Raw genomic sequence first — 15,693 nt, forward strand, 5'->3', positions numbered from 1 at the left:
GGTGCTTAGCCCCCGTTTTCCATCTCAGCGAGATTGCGATGGTTGTTCAAATGAAATGCACCTTCTGAGACGATGCGCATGCCTGGTTTGAGGCCTTCCAACACCACGCGCTGGCCGTTTTGCTCAGCCGCTAACTTGACCGGAATGAGGCGAAAGTAATTGTTGGACTCCTCCACAAACACGTGGTCCACCTCGTCTTGTCGAACCACCGCCGTGATGGGGACGACCACGCGCGACACAGGTGCGGATTCGATCAACATGGAGGCCAACATGGATGGCTTGAGGCGACCGCTGCTGTTGTCCAGCTCGGTGCGAACCAGCACGGTGCGGGTATCCGGGTTGACGGTTTGGCCCACATAAATGAGTTTGCCCACCAGTTTTTCATTGGCAAGGGCTGGCACTTCAATGCTCACCGATTGACCCACTTTGACTTGGCTCACTTGCTGCTCGGGCACTTGGGCCACGGCCCACACACGGCTCAAGTCGGCCACTGCAAACAACACATCTGACGGCTGCACCACTTGGCCAGCCGCGATTTTTCGCTCAACCACCACGCCTTTGATGGTGGCCACGACACCCGCCACAGAGTCGATGGTTCCGGTTGAAGCCAGACGTTCAATGGCTTTGGCGCTCACGCCCAACACGCGCAATTGATCTTGGGCTGCGCGCGTTTCTGCCGAGGCAATTTCGTATTCGTTTTCACGACGTTGTAGTTCGGCTGCGCTGATGACGTCCGCGTCAAACAGTGTTTTGGCACGTTCCACATTGCGGCGATGCAGCTCTTTTTCTGAGCGTGCTTTGAGGTAAGCCAGTTGAGAACCAGAGAGTTCACTGCTGTTGATCAAGGCCAGCGTGTCACCCTTGTTCACCACGTGGCCCAGCTGTGCCTGAATTTGAGTGACACGCCCTGTCACGCTCGCACCAATGCGGGTGAGGGCTTGTTCATCAAAGTCAATCTGGCCAGCGACACGCAAAGTGTCCGACAAGTCGTGACTCAGCACTTCAGCCACCTGGATTTGAGCTTTCAATGTCTCAGGCGCAAACACGCGCATGGCATCACTGCTGCTGTTGGCGGCCTCTTGAACAGTGGCTTTTTTGCAAGCAGACAGGGCCAAGACAGCCGACAACACAACAGCCGACAGTAGGCGTAATTTTTGATTGTTGAAATTCATGAAGCGTTCATCAATGAGTGGTTGCGCGCAGACGTTCGATTTCAGCCCATGCACCTGCCAGTTCAAACTGTGCAGTGATGAGTTCGTTACGTGCAGCGCGGTACACGCGCTGTGCGTCCATCACGTCAAGAAAGCTCTTCTCACCCGCTTTGTAGGCCAGCTCGGCGATGCGCAGCGCGTTGGCTGCGTGACGCACGATGCCACCTTCTAAGGCCACCACTTGGGCATTGGCAATGTCGTATTGCTGATAGGCCGCTTCCAGTGATTGCAGCAATGAAAACTCTTGGTAGGCCATTTGGTTGTCGGATTGCGAAAGCTTGGCGGCGGCTTCCCCCACAGGGCCCCCACGCCAGTCCCACAGTGGGAGATTCATCGCCACGCCGATGCGTTTGCTGCGCCACTCAGGATCTTGGTCCTGATCGGCACGCAGCGCAAATTTAGGAAAGCGCAAAGCTTTTTCTTCGCTCAGCTTGCGATCGAGTTGTTGTCGTTCTGCACGTGTGCGTTGCAGTTCTGGGTTGCTTTTCAGCACTTCGTCACGTACTTCGTTGAGGGGGGAGGGGGGCGCAAAGGTGTGGGTTTGCTCTTGCACTTCAAAGCTCTCGGGCAATTGCACACCCACCAAGGCGCGTAAGGCACCACGTGCTTGGCGCACACGCAAGCCTGCAGACTCTTGCATTTTTTGCGCGTTCAGCAATTCGGCGTTGGCTTTGACCAGTTCAAACCGTGCTTTCTCGCCCGTTTCCACTTGCAGGGCGATGCGTTTGTGGATGCCCTCCATCAACTTCACGTCTTCTGCCGCTACGCGGTTTTCAGCTGTGCGGCGCACCAAATCGTAGTAACGCAAGCGCAACTGGGCACGCATGTCAGCCCTGAACGATTGTTCGTTGGCTTGTGCCGCGGAGTAGCCAGCTAACGCGCCGTCCACACGGGGGAAACGATGCCAAGGCATGTCCAAATCTTGGGTGATGCTGATGGATTTGACATTGCCATTGACAGCGCCGGTCGTGTTGTCAGGGCGTGGCTTGCGCGTGCCATTCATCACTTCAATTTGTGGGTTCGGTATCGTGCGCGCTGTGTCCACTGCGGCGCGTGCCGCATCGACCGCATTGCTTGCCCCACGCAGTGCAGGGCTTTGGTTGAACATCATGCTTTCTAAGTCAGGCAAACTGAGTTTTGCAGATTCAGCGAAAGCCAAATTGCCAAATGTGGCAGTGATGCAAAGCAGCAGGGCGGTTAGTTGTTTTTTAGGATGCGATGTCAAACGAATCACCTTCATACGAAGTTTGCAAATGTTGAAAGTCATTGTCGTTCAAGGCCAAATGCCATCTGGTCTTTAAGGAATAAAGCCTGTGTAAAGTACCGGCAGCGCTGTATACAAGCTGTGTTTACCCCTTACGTACAATGCTGTTTTTGGAGCCATCACCATGCGCCTTCTCGGCAAAGCCCTCACCTTCGACGACGTGTTGTTGGTGCCAGCCTTCTCCCAAGTCCTGCCCAAGGACACGTCGCTTGCGACCCAATTCACCCGCAACATTCGCCTGAACTTGCCCTTGGTCTCTGCGGCCATGGACACCGTGACGGAAGCGCGCTTGGCCATTGCCATCGCGCAAGAAGGCGGCATTGGCATCGTGCACAAAAACCTCACCGCGCAAGAGCAAGCGGCCCAAGTGGCCAAGGTCAAGCGCTATGAATCCGGCGTGTTGCGCGACCCTGTGGTCATCACCCCCGAAACGACCGTGCGCCAAGTCATGGCGCTGTCTGAAGAGCTGGGCGTGTCTGGTTTCCCCGTGTGCGACGGCGGCAAAGTGGTGGGTATCGTCACCGGCCGCGATTTGCGCTTTGAGACCCGCTACGACCAACGTGTGAGCGAAATCATGACGCCGCGTGAGCGCCTGATCACCGTGCCCGAAGGCACGACGCCTGAGCAAGCCAAGCATTTGTTGAACAAGCACAAGCTGGAGCGCTTGCTGGTCGTCAACGACGCGTTTGAGCTGAAGGGCCTCATCACCGTCAAAGACATCACCAAACAACTCAACTTTCCCAATGCCGCACGCGACGCCGCAGGCAAGTTGCGCGTAGGCGCTGCCGTGGGTGTGGGTGAGGGCACTGAAGAACGTGTCGAGGCACTGTCTCGCGCTGGTGTGGACGCCATCGTGGTGGACACCGCGCACGGCCACAGCAAAGGCGTGATCGAACGCGTGCGTTGGGTCAAACAAAACTACCCCCACATCGAAGTCATCGGTGGCAACATTGCTACGGGTGCAGCCGCTTTGGCTTTAGTCGAAGCCGGTGCTGACGGCGTGAAGGTGGGTATTGGCCCCGGTTCCATTTGCACCACCCGCATCGTGGCGGGCGTGGGCGTGCCCCAAATCATGGCGGTGGACAGCGTGGCCACAGCCCTCAAAGGCACGGGCGTGCCATTGATTGCTGACGGCGGCATTCGCTACAGCGGCGACATTGCCAAAGCCATCGCCGCCGGCGCGGGCACGGTGATGATGGGCGGCATGTTTGCAGGCACCGAAGAGGCGCCCGGCGAAATCGTGTTGTTCCAAGGCCGTAGCTACAAGAGCTACCGTGGCATGGGCTCGATTGGCGCGATGCAGCAGGGCAGTGCAGACCGCTACTTCCAGGAGTCCAGCACCGGCAACCCCAACGCTGACAAACTGGTGCCTGAAGGCATCGAAGGCCGCGTGCCCTACAAAGGCTCGGTCGTCTCGATCATTTACCAAATGGCCGGCGGATTGCGCGCCAGCATGGGCTACTGCGGCTGCGCCACGATCGAGGCCATGCACGAAGAGTCTCAATTTGTGGAAATCACGGCTGCTGGCATCCGTGAAAGCCATGTGCACGACGTGCAAATCACCAAAGAAGCGCCGAACTATCGTGCTGAATAAGCTTTAAGTGTTCCACGGCAAGCCACCCTTCGGGGTGGCTTTGTTTTTTGAGACAATAACGACCTAGGCCACTTGACGGCCCTTTTTTATTTATGTCGCACCAAAAAATCCTCATCCTCGATTTCGGCTCTCAAGTCACCCAACTCATCGCCCGCCGCGTGCGCGAGGCCCATGTGTTCTGTGAAGTTCATCCTTGCGACGTGACCAGCGACTGGGTGCGCGAGTACGCCAAAGACGGCAACCTGAAGGGCATCATCCTCTCAGGCAGCCACGCCAGCGTGTACGAGGTGGACGACCGCGCCCCTGACGCCGTGTTTGAACTGGGCTTGCCCGTGCTGGGCATTTGCTACGGCATGCAGACCATGGCCACCCAGTTGGGCGGCAAGGTCGAAGCGGGCACCACCCGCGAGTTTGGCTACGCCGAAGTGCGCGCCCACGGCAACACCGAACTGCTCAAAGGCATTGAAGACTTCAACACGCCCGAAGGTCACGGCATGCTCAAGGTTTGGATGAGCCATGGCGACAAGGTCACGCAGCTTCCCGAAGGCTTCAAGGTGATGGCGTCAACGCCAGCTTGCCCCATCGCCGGTATGGCTGACGAAGTGCGCAAGTTTTACGCAGTGCAGTTCCACCCCGAAGTCACGCACACGGTGCAAGGCCAAGCCTTGTTGAACCGCTTTGTGTTGGATATTTGCGGCACACGCCCAGACTGGATCATGGGCGACTACATCGAAGAAGCGGTGGCCGCGATTCGTCAACAAGTGGGTGACGAAGAAGTCATCTTGGGCCTGTCCGGCGGCGTGGATTCATCCGTGGCCGCAGCCCTGATTCACCGCGCCATTGGCGACAAACTCACCTGTGTGTTTGTGGACCACGGCTTGTTGCGCCTGAACGAAGGCGACATGGTGATGGACATGTTTGTGGGTAAGTTGCACGCACACGTCATTCGCGTGGATGCCAGCGACTTGTTCTTGGGCAAATTGGCTGGCGTGAGCGAGCCAGAGGCCAAACGCAAAATCATTGGCGGTTTGTTTGTGGACGTGTTCAAGGAACAAGCGGCCAAACTCAAAGCCGGCGACGGTGGGCACAAAGGCGCCACCTTCCTCGCCCAAGGCACGATTTACCCCGACGTGATTGAAAGCGGCGGCGCCAAGAGCAAAAAAGCCGTCACCATCAAGAGCCACCACAACGTGGGCGGTTTGCCTGAACAACTGGGCCTCAAATTGTTGGAACCTTTGCGCGAATTGTTCAAAGACGAAGTGCGCGAACTTGGCGTGGCCTTAGGGCTACCCCACGACATGGTGTATCGCCACCCATTCCCAGGCCCAGGCTTGGGCGTGCGCATCTTGGGTGAAGTGAAGAAGGAATACGCCGACTTGCTGCGCCGTGCCGACGCCATCTTCATCGAAGAACTGCACAACTTCAAAGACGAGGCCACAGGTAAATCTTGGTACGCCTTGACCAGCCAAGCTTTCACCGTGTTCTTGCCAGTCAAGAGCGTGGGCGTGATGGGCGATGGCCGCACTTACGACTACGTGGTGGCTTTGCGCGCCGTGCAAACCAGCGACTTCATGACGGCAGACTGGGCCGAGCTGCCCTATGCGCTGCTCAAGAAAGTGTCGGGCCGCATCATCAACGAAGTGCGTGGCATCAACCGCGTGACTTACGACGTGTCTTCAAAGCCACCGGCCACGATCGAGTGGGAATGACAGGTCAATAAGCCCACAGAGGGAACAGCCTACAATCGGAGGCTGTTGGTTAATCGCCCGTTTTGGGCTTGAATTTTTAAATTAGAGAACACTGAGTACATGGCAAAAGAAGAAATGATCGAAATGAAGGGTGTCGTGACCGAGGTCTTGCCCGACTCTCGCTACCGCGTCACCCTGGAAAACGGTCACTCACTGATCGCATACACCGCCGGCAAAATGCGCCTGCACCGCATCCGCATCATCGAAGGCGACAAAGTCACGGTCGAACTGTCTCCCTACGACATGAATAAAGCCCGTGTGACTTTCCGTCACATCGAAGGCAAGGGCCCAGGCCCAGCGGTCAAACGCCGCTTCTAACTGTGCAACCGCCTTGCGGTGCGTTGCCGTTGGGCAATTTACCAAGAGGCTCACATGATCAGTCACACCTGCATCGGTACCAATGATTTGTCCCGCGCAGCTGCGTTTTACGACGCTTTGTTTGCGCTGATCAGCGGCAAACGTTTCTTTGAAATGGACCGAGGCATCGGTTGGGGCATCCAGCCTGGCCAACCGATGTTCAGCGTCCTTACCCCTTTTGATGGTCAGCCCGCAACCGTGGGCAATGGCAACATGGTGGCCTTGACGGTCGCAAGCCAAGACCTCGTCCACGCCTTGCACGCCAAAGCCCTAGAACTGGGTGGCACTGACGAAGGCGCCCCCGGCCTGCGCGGCGGTGGTTACTACGGCTGTTATTTCCGTGATTTAGATGGCAACAAGATTGCCGCGTTTTGCGCGCAACACTAAAGGCATTGCGTGTACCTGCCACAGCAGTTCAATGCCAACGATGAGGCACATGCGCTCGCTCTTATGCGGGCGCATCCGTTTGCAAGCCTCATCAGTGTGGACGACGCGGGTTTCCCGTGCGTCACGCACATCCCCCTTCATTTGACGCAGGTCGGTGGCCAGCATGTGTTGCTGGGCCACTGCGCTAAAGCCAATCCGCATTGGCGCTACTTGCAAGCGCGCCCCCAAGCATTGGTGACGTTTATGGGCCCGCAGGCCTATATGTCGCCCAAGGTATACCCAGACCTCACGCGTGTGCCGACGTGGAGCTACTTGGCGGTGCATGCCAAAGTCGAAGCCACGTTGGTGGAAGGGCCGCAAGCCAAAGACCGTTTGCTGAAGCAACTCATTGCTGACCACGAACCTCCTTATGCCGCGCAATGGCGAGGCTTGGCCGAGGATTACCAAAACAAAATGCTCAGCGCCATCGTGGCGTTTGAGCTGCGCATCACCGACTTGCAATGCAAGCTCAAACTCAACCAACATCGGCCTGAATCACACGCGGCCATGCATGTTGCGTATGCACAGGGCACTGCGGATGAGCAAGCTTTGGCCGAGTGGATGGTGAAGCTGGGGATGGTCCACCCATGACGCATTCGCCCGAAGACATTGGCTTCATGCAGCTCGCCCTGCGCCAAGCGCAAGCGGCTGCAGACGCGGGCGAAGTGCCCGTCGGCGCCGTGGTGGTGAGGGCAGGGCAGGTGATCGCCTCCGGCCACAATGCGCCACTGACCCGCCACGACCCAACAGCGCATGCAGAAGTCAATGCCATGCGTGCCGCAGCCCAAGCACTGGGCAACTATCGGCTGGACGACTGCACTTTGTATGTGACGCTAGAGCCTTGCGCCATGTGCAGCGGAGCGGCGTTGCATGCACGTTTCAAGCGCGTGGTGTTTGGTGCGACTGAGCCTAAAACGGGCGCAGCGGGTTCAGTGCTGAATTTGTTTGCGCATGAGCAAATCAACCATCAAACCCAAGTCACGGGGGGCGTTTTGGCCGACGACTGCGCTCAAGTGCTGAAAAGCTTTTTTGAGCAACGCCGTGCGCATCAGCAACTCAGCAAGGTTCCGTTGCGTGATGACGCTTTGCGCACGCCTGATGGTGCATTTGCAGGGCTAGATGTGCCCTTGGCGATGTCGCGCTTCACGGCAGATTTGCCTGCCTTAGAAGGCTTGCGCCTGCATTGGTTTGACAACCGACAAGACGGCCAATCTGCGCCGCACGTTTATCTACACGGGCTCGATGGCTGGAGCTTGCAATACGCCGCTCAGTTGCAATCGTCAGCACCTGTGATTGCTTTGGATTTGCCTGGCTTTGGCTTGTCCGATAAGCCCAAAAAAGTGGCAGCCCATCGCATCGCTTGGCACGCCCAAGTGCTGCAACAGTTTTTGGCCAGTGTGCAGCCCGCACCCGTGGCCTTGCATGTGCCGCGTGTGATGGCACCGCTGCTCGCCAAGTTGGCTTTGCCTATTCATTGGATGGAAACGTCTGCACTGCCTGCCGCCCTGCGTGATGCCCCATATCCCGACCATGGCCACATGGCCGGTCCTCGTGCTTTGAGCACTTTGTTGGCTGCACCGACGCCGCCACCTGAACGAAGTTAATCATGCCCAACGCCACACCCCCCATCGGTTACGAAGTGAAGTTTCAGAGGGTCGGTGTAGGAGGGGGGGCTGATTTGCAAATCCGTTCCTTGCTCGACAAGCAACAGTTTTTTGACCCACTGGGCTTGGCATTTGATGCCGGTATTTCATCAGCCACTTGGCCCTTGTTTGGTTTGGTCTGGCCCTCGGCGCAAAAGTTGGCAGACCTCATGCAAACCTGGGAACTCAAAGATAAGCGCGTGTTGGAAGTCGGGTGCGGTTTAGGCTTGGCCAGCTTGGTGGTGCACCGCCGTGAGGGCAACATCACCGCCAGTGATTGCCACCCATTGACCGAGACTTTTCTCAATGCCAATGTGTTGCTGAACGAATTGCCGCCTCTACATTACGAAACGGGCAACTGGGGCAGGGTGAACAAAGGCCTGGGCGCGTTTGACTTGCTCATTGCCAGCGATGTGCTGTACGAGCGTAGTCACCCTGTACAGCTGTCTGGTTTCATTCAAGAGCATGCAGCAGAGGGCGCTGAAGTGCTCATCATTGACCCCAATCGCGGCAACCGCAGTGCGTTTCACCGTGACATGGCCCATATGGGATTTTCTGTGACAGAAATCATCATGAACGAACCGCTGCAAGACTTGAGTGCGTATCGCGGTCGCTTGCTGCATTACACACGCGGTTGAGTCAACACCCGTAAATTTGCCGCGACAATGTGTGGATGGCCCACATTTACATCTATTCCCCCAGCGGCGCGGTGCGCGACAAAGCAGCTTTCAAACGAGGCGTCGCACGCCTGAAAAAACTCGGTCACGAGGTCGAACTCGATGCAGACGCACTCAGCAGCCACACCCGTTTTGCCGGTGACGATGCCACCCGCTTGGCGGCCATTCACCGCGCAGCAGACAGCGGCGCCAATGTGGCCTTGATTTCTCGTGGCGGCTACGGCCTCACACGCATCTTGCCCGGCATTAAATACAAGCAAGTGGCCAAAGCCATTGCCAAAGGCACGCAGTTTGTGGGCTTGAGCGACTTCACGGCTTTCCAAAACGCACTATTGGCGAAAACTGGTGCCGTCACTTGGGCTGGCCCTGCATTGGGTGAAGACTTTGGTGCAGAACAACCCGACGACATCATGGAAGCCTGTTTTGACGACATGGTCAGCGGGCAGGGTGAGGGCGCGGGTTGGCATTTCTCTACCGCGTGCGCCACGGCCAACGCCAAGCGCCGCCCCGGCGTGTGGGCGCACGATGCGGTGCTGTGGGGTGGTAACTTGGCTGTGTTGGTTTCTTTGCTCGGCACGCCCTATTTCCCGCACATCAAAAACGGCGTGTTGTTTCTTGAGGATGTGGGCGAACACCCATACCGCATTGAGCGCATGCTCACGCAGTTGTTGCACGCCGGTGTGTTGGCCCAGCAAAAAGCAATTGTGTTGGGCCAATTCAACAATTACAAACTCACGCCGCACGACAAAGGCTTCAAGCTGCAAAGCGTGATCGATTGGTTGCGCACGCAGATCAAAGCGCCGGTGTTGACCGATTTGCCGTTCGGGCACGTGCCAACCAAGCTGTGCTTGCCTCTGGGCCAAAAGATTGATCTGGTCGTGGAAGACCGTGATGCGTTGCTGCTTTGGGCGCATACAGACCATTAACTTTCGACACGTATTGTTTGATACGATGTATATTATGTAAAGTTAAAGAAGCAGAGAAAACCGCATCTGGTGCGGCTCTCTCAGGTTATGTTCAATCAGCCACGATATTGCGTTCCTTGATCAGGCTTGACAGCGTCTTGCCCTCGTCGGCCAACAGCTTGCGAAAAGCGGCTGTTTCCAAAGGTGTGGATTCGGCGCCAAGGTCCGCGAATCGTTGTTTGAGCGCGGGTGCTGCCAAGGCTTTGCTCACCTCACGTGACAAACGGTTGGTGATCTCAGCAGGCACTTTGTTGGGCGACCAAATGCCAAACCAGATGTCTAAGCTGGCATTTTGAATGCCCAAATCAGCATAAGTTGGCGCATCTGGGAAGAACGGTGATTTTCTGTCACTGGCCACTGCCAGCAGCTTGACCTTGCCGGCTTTGATGTGTGGGAAAGCAATGCCCGGATCAAAGACAAAGTCGGCTTGGCTGGCCATCACGTCTTGCAGCGCAGGCGCCGACCCACGGTACGGGATGTGCGTGATGGATGTGCCGGTGCTTTGGTTGAACAACTCGCCTGCCAAATGCGGCGGCGTGCCATTAGTTATGTGTCAGTATGTAAATAGATTGCCTATTGAGTGAGGCTATTCTTTGATTGGATTTTGAATATACCAAGATTCAATGAATGCGCGAATGTAGAACGCGCTTTGTTGGTGATCAGCACGCAATGCCAAATCCAAGGCAGCGGCATTGCCGTGATTCACCAAGGTCGGGTCGGCCCCCTCCTCCAGCAGCAGCTTCACAGCCAATGGCGGTGCTGAATAAGCCGCCATCATCAACGGTGTGGTGCCGTTGGCGGATTCGCTATCAATGTAGGCGTCGTTGTCTAGCAGCAAACGCATCATGTCGCGGTGACCACGGGTAGAGGCGTAATGCAGCGGCGTCCAGCCTGCTCGGTTCACATCGGCACCGCGATCAATCAGCAGCTTGGCCAGCGCCAGCTGGTTATGGATGGCCGCCAGCATCAATGGGGTTTCACCCAAGTGGTTTTGCACATTGACTTGCGTTTGCGGGTGCTTCGCTAAAACCAGCGCAGACTTGGGTGACTCAGATTGAAGCGCAACCAGCAAGCCAGGAATGCCTTTCTCGTTGGGTGTATTGGGATCAAAACCACGGGCCAGTAGCTTTTCGATGACTTCTGGCTTGTCAAAGTGAAGTGCCGAGATGAAGTCATCATACGAACCTGCATTGGATAAAGAATATCCAACAAAAACATATAGATAAAGAAAATACTTAAAGCAATTTCTCATTTTAAAACAGCACTGAAAAGTTGGTCAAAATTGCGGCTGGTGGCTTCGGCCACGGCTTCCACGGACATGCCTTTGATCTCGGCAATCTGCTTCGCCACAAACGGCACATAAGACGGGTTGTTGGTCTTGCCACGGTGCGGCACAGGCGCCAAATACGGGCTATCGGTCTCGATCAAGATGCGGTCCATCGGCACAAACTTCGCCACATCGCGCAAGTCTTGGGCGTTTTTGAAGGTCAAGATGCCTGAAAACGAGATGTACAGGCCGAGGTCCAAGCCAGCACGGGCCACGTCGGCGGTTTCGGTGAAGCAGTGAAACACGCCCCCTGCACTGCCGGCTGAGCCATCTTCACCCTGCTCTTTCAAAATCGCCACGGTATCTGCCGACGAGCTGCGGGTGTGGATGACCAAAGGCAGCTGGGTTTGCTGAGCAGCCTGGATGTGGATGCGAAAGCGGTTGCGTTGCCATTCCATGTCGGCCACGGTGCGCTCGCCCAAGCGGAAATAGTCGAGGCCGGTTTCACCAATGCCTACCACTTTGGGCAATTTGGCGCGGGTCAGCAGGTCGTCGAGCGTGGGTTCTTGCACGCCTTCGTTGTCGGGGTGCACGCCCACGGTGGCCCAGAAGTTGTCGAACTGCGTGGCTAAGCCGTGCACTTCGGGAAAGCGCTCGAGTGTGGTGCTGATGACCAAGGCACGCGTGACTTGGGCTTTGGCCATGTCGTCGCGGATGGTGTGGATGTTTTCGGCCAGCTCTGGAAAATTCAGGTGGCAATGGGAATCGGTGAACATATTTCTTATTTAGTCTTTGGCGCGCAGGGCCGTTTGCGCACGCGCCACCAAGGCTTCAAACATCAAGCCTGCGTTGTACGGGTGCTCGGAGGTGCGGGCAGCATCCATCAAGTCTTTGGACCATTGGGTGAGCGAATTCACAGTGCCAGCAGCCGGTAAATCTGCCGCCATGAAGAAGCGTGGCTCGCCGCCGGTGCGCAAAGCCAACAAGTCGTGACACAGCTTTTGCAGCATGGCGATGGCCTGCGATGGCGTGGCGTCAGACACCGCGCCCACATCCCCACGCAGCACGGCTTTGGGTAAGCCGGCCCAAATGGCGGCTTTGAGGCCTGCATTGGCCAGATCGAGCGCATCTTCGGGGCGACCACCCGCAGCGCGCAGCAACACGGCGGCATCGGCGGCGGGTACGCCTTGGGTTTGCAGCCAGCTCAATGACTCGGCCTCGGAGGGCCAAATCATGGTGTGGGTTTGGCAACGGCTGCGGATCGTGGGTAACAGCTGATGGGCCGCTTCGCTGGCCAGCACAAAGCGGCATTCGCCCGGTGGTTCTTCCAGCGTTTTGAGGATGGTGTTGGCCGTCACATGGTTCATGCGCTCGGCGGGGTACACAAACACCACTTTGGTCGAACCACCCGAGCGCGTTTGCTGGCTGAAAGCCACCATGTCGCGTGCAGCTTCGACGCGAATTTCTTTGCTGGGTTTGCGCTTTTTGTCGTCGAGGTCTTTCTGGGTTTTCTCGTCAAGAGGCCAGTTCAGCTCTAAGGCCAAGGCTTCGGGCATGAGCGTGCGCAGGTCGGCATGGGTGCGCACATCCACAGCGTGACAGCTGCGGCATTGGTAGCAAGCGCCCTGCTTGGTTGGGGCTTCGCACAGCCAAGCACGGGCCAGCTCTAGGCCCAGCGTGTATTGACCCAAGCCCGATGGGCCTTGCAGCAGCCACGCGTGGCCGCGTCGCTCGAGCAAGGTGGTGAGCTGGCCTTGCAGCCAAGGGCTGAGCACAGGCCTGGCGTGTGTGGTGGTTTCGGTCATGCGGCCAACCAGCCGCGCTGCACAAAGTTCTGATGCAGTTGCTGCCAAACGGCTTCACGGGTTTGGGCGGCGTCTAGGCGCACAAAGCGTTGCGCGTCCGCTTGGGCGCGGGCAGCATAGCCATCAGATACTTTTTGGAAGAACTCAACGGGTTGCGCCTCGAACCGGTCGGGGACACGTGCACCGGCTAGGCGGACGGCGGCGATGGCCGGGTCGAGTTCAAACCACACGGTCACATCGGGTTGACGCAAACCGTTGCTTGAAGGGCTGACTGCGTCAGTGGGAATCGCTTGTACCCATTGCTCAAGCTGTTTGAGCACGCTCAAATCAAAGCCACGGCCACTGCCTTGATAGGCAAACGTGGCGTCCGTGAAGCGGTCACACAGCACCACATCACCGCGCGCCAACGCAGGCTCAATCACGTTTTGCAAATGGTCGCGGCGGGCCGCAAAGATCAGCAAGGCCTCGGTCAGCGCATCCATCGCGTCGTGCAGCACCATCTCGCGCAGCTTTTCGGCCAAAGGCGTGCCGCCGGGCTCGCGGGTGAGCGTGACTTGACGGCCCTGCGCTTTGAACGCCGCGGCCAAGCCATCGATGTGCGTGGACTTGCCCGCACCGTCGATGCCCTCAAAACTGATGAACAGACCTGTTTTTGTCATAGCCCGCTATTTTGCCTGTTCGGCTTCATTGCCCTGTTCCTGCGCCGGAGGTTTTGCGTTGGTAACGATTGACGGCAGAGTTGTGTTCTTCCAGCGTCGCGCTGAAATAGCTGGTGCCATCACCCTTGGCCACAAAGTACAGCGCGTTGCTGGCAGCAGGTTGTACGGCGGCTTTGAGCGCGTTGCGTCCAGGCATGGCAATGGGCGTGGGTGGCAGGCCTTTGCGGGTGTAGGTGTTCCATGGGTGGTCGGTGCGCAGGTCGGCGCGGCGCAGGTTGCCATCGAAGTTGTCGAACATGCCATAAATCACGGTGGGGTCGGTTTGCAGCGGCATGCCCACGGCCAAACGGTTGTGAAACACGCGACTGATGGTGGTGCGGTCGCTCTCGCGGCCTGTTTCTTTTTCAACGATGCTGGCCAAAACCAAGGCTTCTTCAGGCGTTTTCAATTGAATATTGGGGCCACGCAACTTCCACGCAGCGGCGAGTTGCTTGTTCATGGCCTTGGCGGCGCGTTCCATCACATGCAGCTCGGACGTGCCTTTGCCGTAGGTGTAGGTGTCGGGGAAAAAGCGGCCTTCGGGCGCCACGCCTGGCATGCCCAGCTTGGCCATCAACGCGTCATCGCTCAGGTCTTTGGCGTCGTGCTTGAGGCCTTCGGCTTTGGCCAGTGCGGCTCGGAATTGGCGAAACGTCCAGCCGTCAATCAGGCTGATGGCTTTGAGGCTTTCTTCGCCACGGCTGAGTTTGCGCAGCAAATCAAGCGGTGTGTTGCCTTGGCTCAGCTCATAGCTGCCCGCGCGCAGTTTGCGCGACTGGCCGCTGGCACGGAAAAATGCATACAGCACCACGGGCTGCACATCCACCCCCGCATCGGCGACGGCTTGGGCAATGCCACGCACCGGCGTTTGTGGCTCGATGGACAAGTCCACGGTAGGTGTGGACAGCGACATGGGGGTCAACACCCACCAGCCAGAGGCCGCCGACAGCAACAGGGCCAGACTCAACACCGTCCAAAAGATTCGCTTGATGAGCCGCATCACAACCCTATGTCCAATCACGTTAATCAAGCGGGCATGATAATTCACCCATGTCTTTGAACGATTTTTCCACCTCCGCGCCTTTGAACGGCATCGCTCCCCTGCCTCACCTCGGCATCATCCGCGCTGCAGGTGCAGACGCAGCCAGCTTTTTGCACAACCAGCTCACCAACGATGTGCTGTTGATGAAAGACGGCCAATGCCGCTTGGCTGCCTTTTGCAACGCCAAAGGCCGCATGCAAGCGAGCTTTGTGATTTACAAACGTTCCGCCGAAGAAGTGCTGCTGATTTGCCGCAAAGACCTGATGGCCCAAACTGTCAAACGCTTGTCGATGTTTGTGCTGCGTGCCAAAGCCAAGCTGAGCGATGCCAGCGATGAGTTTCAGTTGCTGGGTTTGGTTGGTGACACTGTTGCATCGGTCCTCGGCAACGCAGCAGCCACGTCAATGGCCCCATGGCAACGATTTGTCCTCAACGCAGGTGAATCGCCCAGTGCAGATGTGCTGACCCTCTACCCTGCCCTTGGCCAACCCCGCGCCTTGTGGCTTGCCCCCAAAGACGTGGCAGCGCCAACAGGCCCAGCCCTCAGCGCAGACCTGTGGCAAGTGGGTGAAGTGATGAGCGGCATTGCATGGGTCGAGCTGGCGACCTTCGAAGCCTTTGTGCCGCAGATGCTCAACTACGAATCAGTCGATGGCGTGAACTTCAAAAAAGGCTGCTATCCCGGCCAAGAAATCGTGGCGCGCAGCCAGTTCCGTGGCACCTTGAAACGCCGTGCGTTCATCGCACAAAGCGCCGCGCCCATGGCCGCTGGCCAAGAAGTGTTTTCCAGCTTGGATGCCACGCAGCCTTGTGGTCTGGTGGCGCAAGCGGCCAGCGATGGTGCGAGCCATGTGGCGGTGCTTGAGCTGCAACTCAGTGCCACTGAAAACAGCAGCTTGCATTTGGGTGCGGCAGATGGCCCAGTGCTGAGCCTGTTGCCATTGCCTTATACGCTGCGCGACGACATTTGACATGTCGCGCGCAACGCGCTGCGCG

At 57.5% G+C, this 15,693-nt stretch carries 17 protein-coding genes; 9 read left to right on the forward strand and 8 right to left on the reverse strand.

Features of this window, described 5'->3' with window-relative positions:
• Positions 1 to 5: 5 nt before the first annotated feature.
• Both QMG15_RS06290 and QMG15_RS06295 read right to left on the reverse strand, forming a co-directional pair.
• On the reverse strand, positions 6 to 1,172 hold the full coding sequence (locus QMG15_RS06290) for an efflux RND transporter periplasmic adaptor subunit (RefSeq protein WP_281790002.1): 1,167 nt from the start codon (positions 1,170 to 1,172) through the stop codon (positions 6 to 8).
• 10 nt (positions 1,173 to 1,182) lie between these two features.
• Entirely contained in the window at positions 1,183 to 2,478 is a 1,296-nt protein-coding gene (locus QMG15_RS06295; RefSeq protein WP_281790003.1) for a TolC family protein, read from the reverse strand.
• A 121-nt stretch (positions 2,479 to 2,599) separates the two neighbouring features.
• Between QMG15_RS06295 and guaB the strand changes: the two genes are divergently transcribed.
• From guaB to QMG15_RS06335, 8 genes are all read left to right on the forward strand, one after another.
• Positions 2,600 to 4,069: an IMP dehydrogenase gene (gene guaB, locus QMG15_RS06300; protein WP_108402714.1), complete on the forward strand. Its 1,470-nt coding sequence runs from the start codon at positions 2,600 to 2,602 to the stop codon at positions 4,067 to 4,069.
• 92 nt (positions 4,070 to 4,161) lie between these two features.
• Positions 4,162 to 5,778 (forward strand): glutamine-hydrolyzing GMP synthase, encoded by a 1,617-nt coding sequence (guaA, locus tag QMG15_RS06305; RefSeq protein ID WP_281790004.1) that lies wholly within the window; start codon positions 4,162 to 4,164, stop codon positions 5,776 to 5,778.
• Positions 5,779 to 5,877: 99 nt separating this feature from the next.
• Positions 5,878 to 6,135, forward strand: coding sequence for a translation initiation factor IF-1 (gene infA / locus QMG15_RS06310; RefSeq protein WP_104797445.1), 258 nt, complete (start codon positions 5,878 to 5,880; stop codon positions 6,133 to 6,135).
• Positions 6,136 to 6,189: 54 nt separating this feature from the next.
• Positions 6,190 to 6,561 (forward strand): VOC family protein, encoded by a 372-nt coding sequence (locus QMG15_RS06315; protein WP_108358622.1) that lies wholly within the window; start codon positions 6,190 to 6,192, stop codon positions 6,559 to 6,561.
• 9 nt (positions 6,562 to 6,570) lie between these two features.
• A complete protein-coding gene (locus QMG15_RS06320) occupies positions 6,571 to 7,191 on the forward strand; it encodes an FMN-binding negative transcriptional regulator (RefSeq protein WP_281790005.1) in 621 nt (206 codons plus the stop codon).
• Positions 7,188 to 8,204, forward strand: a complete 1,017-nt coding sequence (gene tadA, locus QMG15_RS06325) for a tRNA adenosine(34) deaminase TadA (protein ID WP_281790006.1) — start codon at positions 7,188 to 7,190, stop codon at positions 8,202 to 8,204. Before QMG15_RS06320 ends, tadA begins: the two co-directional genes overlap by 4 nt.
• Positions 8,205 to 8,206: 2 nt before the next feature.
• Positions 8,207 to 8,881 carry an SAM-dependent methyltransferase gene (locus QMG15_RS06330; RefSeq protein WP_281790007.1) on the forward strand — a complete coding sequence of 225 codons (675 nt, stop codon included), beginning with the start codon at positions 8,207 to 8,209 and terminating at the stop codon, positions 8,879 to 8,881.
• A gap of 35 nt (positions 8,882 to 8,916) precedes the next feature.
• The gene (locus QMG15_RS06335; protein WP_281790008.1) at positions 8,917 to 9,846 is read left to right on the forward strand and encodes an LD-carboxypeptidase; all 930 of its coding nucleotides are present in this window, start codon (positions 8,917 to 8,919) and stop codon (positions 9,844 to 9,846) included.
• 91 nt (positions 9,847 to 9,937) lie between these two features.
• On the opposite strand, the gene QMG15_RS06340 is transcribed toward QMG15_RS06335, so the two are convergent.
• The 6 genes from QMG15_RS06340 to mltG are packed head-to-tail and all read right to left on the reverse strand — an operon-like array spanning position 9,938 to position 14,655.
• Positions 9,938 to 10,435 carry a tripartite tricarboxylate transporter substrate-binding protein gene (locus QMG15_RS06340; protein WP_281790094.1) on the reverse strand — a complete coding sequence of 166 codons (498 nt, stop codon included), beginning with the start codon at positions 10,433 to 10,435 and terminating at the stop codon, positions 9,938 to 9,940.
• Positions 10,436 to 10,471: 36 nt separating this feature from the next.
• Positions 10,472 to 11,137 (reverse strand): ankyrin repeat domain-containing protein, encoded by a 666-nt coding sequence (locus QMG15_RS06345; RefSeq protein ID WP_281790009.1) that lies wholly within the window; start codon positions 11,135 to 11,137, stop codon positions 10,472 to 10,474.
• Positions 11,134 to 11,928 (reverse strand): TatD family hydrolase, encoded by a 795-nt coding sequence (locus QMG15_RS06350; protein WP_281790010.1) that lies wholly within the window; start codon positions 11,926 to 11,928, stop codon positions 11,134 to 11,136. Before QMG15_RS06350 ends, QMG15_RS06345 begins: the two co-directional genes overlap by 4 nt.
• 9 nt (positions 11,929 to 11,937) lie before the next feature.
• Positions 11,938 to 12,957, reverse strand: a complete 1,020-nt coding sequence (locus QMG15_RS06355) for a DNA polymerase III subunit delta' (protein ID WP_281790011.1) — start codon at positions 12,955 to 12,957, stop codon at positions 11,938 to 11,940.
• Positions 12,954 to 13,616 carry a dTMP kinase gene (gene tmk / locus QMG15_RS06360; RefSeq protein ID WP_281790012.1) on the reverse strand — a complete coding sequence of 221 codons (663 nt, stop codon included), beginning with the start codon at positions 13,614 to 13,616 and terminating at the stop codon, positions 12,954 to 12,956. The genes QMG15_RS06355 and tmk overlap by 4 nt, the downstream gene beginning before the upstream one ends.
• Before the next feature lie 25 nt (positions 13,617 to 13,641).
• On the reverse strand, positions 13,642 to 14,655 hold the full coding sequence (mltG, locus tag QMG15_RS06365; protein WP_281790013.1) for an endolytic transglycosylase MltG: 1,014 nt from the start codon (positions 14,653 to 14,655) through the stop codon (positions 13,642 to 13,644).
• A 50-nt stretch (positions 14,656 to 14,705) separates the two neighbouring features.
• Here mltG and QMG15_RS06370 point away from each other — a divergent pair, with 50 nt between their 5' ends.
• Positions 14,706 to 15,668, forward strand: a complete 963-nt coding sequence (locus QMG15_RS06370; RefSeq protein ID WP_281790014.1) for a folate-binding protein — start codon at positions 14,706 to 14,708, stop codon at positions 15,666 to 15,668.
• The last annotated feature ends 25 nt before the right edge of the window (positions 15,669 to 15,693 follow it).

This window comes from Limnohabitans sp. INBF002, from assembly GCF_027924905.1.
Classification (GTDB): Bacteria; Pseudomonadota; Gammaproteobacteria; order Burkholderiales; family Burkholderiaceae_C; genus Limnohabitans.

Bases quoted from the DNA above. Each gene is read 5' to 3' on its own strand.
- QMG15_RS06335 (WP_281790008.1), top strand. From the start codon at position 8,917: ATGGCCCACATTTACATCTATTCCCCCAGCGGCGCGGTGCGCGACAAA.
- QMG15_RS06315 (WP_108358622.1), top strand. From the start codon at position 6,190: ATGATCAGTCACACCTGCATCGGTACCAATGATTTGTCCCGCGCAGCT.
- mltG (WP_281790013.1), bottom strand. From the start codon at position 14,655: ATGCGGCTCATCAAGCGAATCTTTTGGACGGTGTTGAGTCTGGCCCTG.
- tmk (WP_281790012.1), bottom strand. From the start codon at position 13,616: ATGACAAAAACAGGTCTGTTCATCAGTTTTGAGGGCATCGACGGTGCG.
- QMG15_RS06290 (WP_281790002.1), bottom strand. From the start codon at position 1,172: ATGAATTTCAACAATCAAAAATTACGCCTACTGTCGGCTGTTGTGTTG.
- QMG15_RS06355 (WP_281790011.1), bottom strand. From the start codon at position 12,957: ATGACCGAAACCACCACACACGCCAGGCCTGTGCTCAGCCCTTGGCTG.
- QMG15_RS06370 (WP_281790014.1), top strand. From the start codon at position 14,706: ATGTCTTTGAACGATTTTTCCACCTCCGCGCCTTTGAACGGCATCGCT.
- infA (WP_104797445.1), top strand. From the start codon at position 5,878: ATGGCAAAAGAAGAAATGATCGAAATGAAGGGTGTCGTGACCGAGGTC.
- QMG15_RS06295 (WP_281790003.1), bottom strand. From the start codon at position 2,478: ATGACTTTCAACATTTGCAAACTTCGTATGAAGGTGATTCGTTTGACA.
- QMG15_RS06345 (WP_281790009.1), bottom strand. From the start codon at position 11,137: ATGAGAAATTGCTTTAAGTATTTTCTTTATCTATATGTTTTTGTTGGA.
- guaB (WP_108402714.1), top strand. From the start codon at position 2,600: ATGCGCCTTCTCGGCAAAGCCCTCACCTTCGACGACGTGTTGTTGGTG.
- QMG15_RS06350 (WP_281790010.1), bottom strand. From the start codon at position 11,928: ATGTTCACCGATTCCCATTGCCACCTGAATTTTCCAGAGCTGGCCGAA.
- tadA (WP_281790006.1), top strand. From the start codon at position 7,188: ATGACGCATTCGCCCGAAGACATTGGCTTCATGCAGCTCGCCCTGCGC.
- QMG15_RS06330 (WP_281790007.1), top strand. From the start codon at position 8,207: ATGCCCAACGCCACACCCCCCATCGGTTACGAAGTGAAGTTTCAGAGG.
- guaA (WP_281790004.1), top strand. From the start codon at position 4,162: ATGTCGCACCAAAAAATCCTCATCCTCGATTTCGGCTCTCAAGTCACC.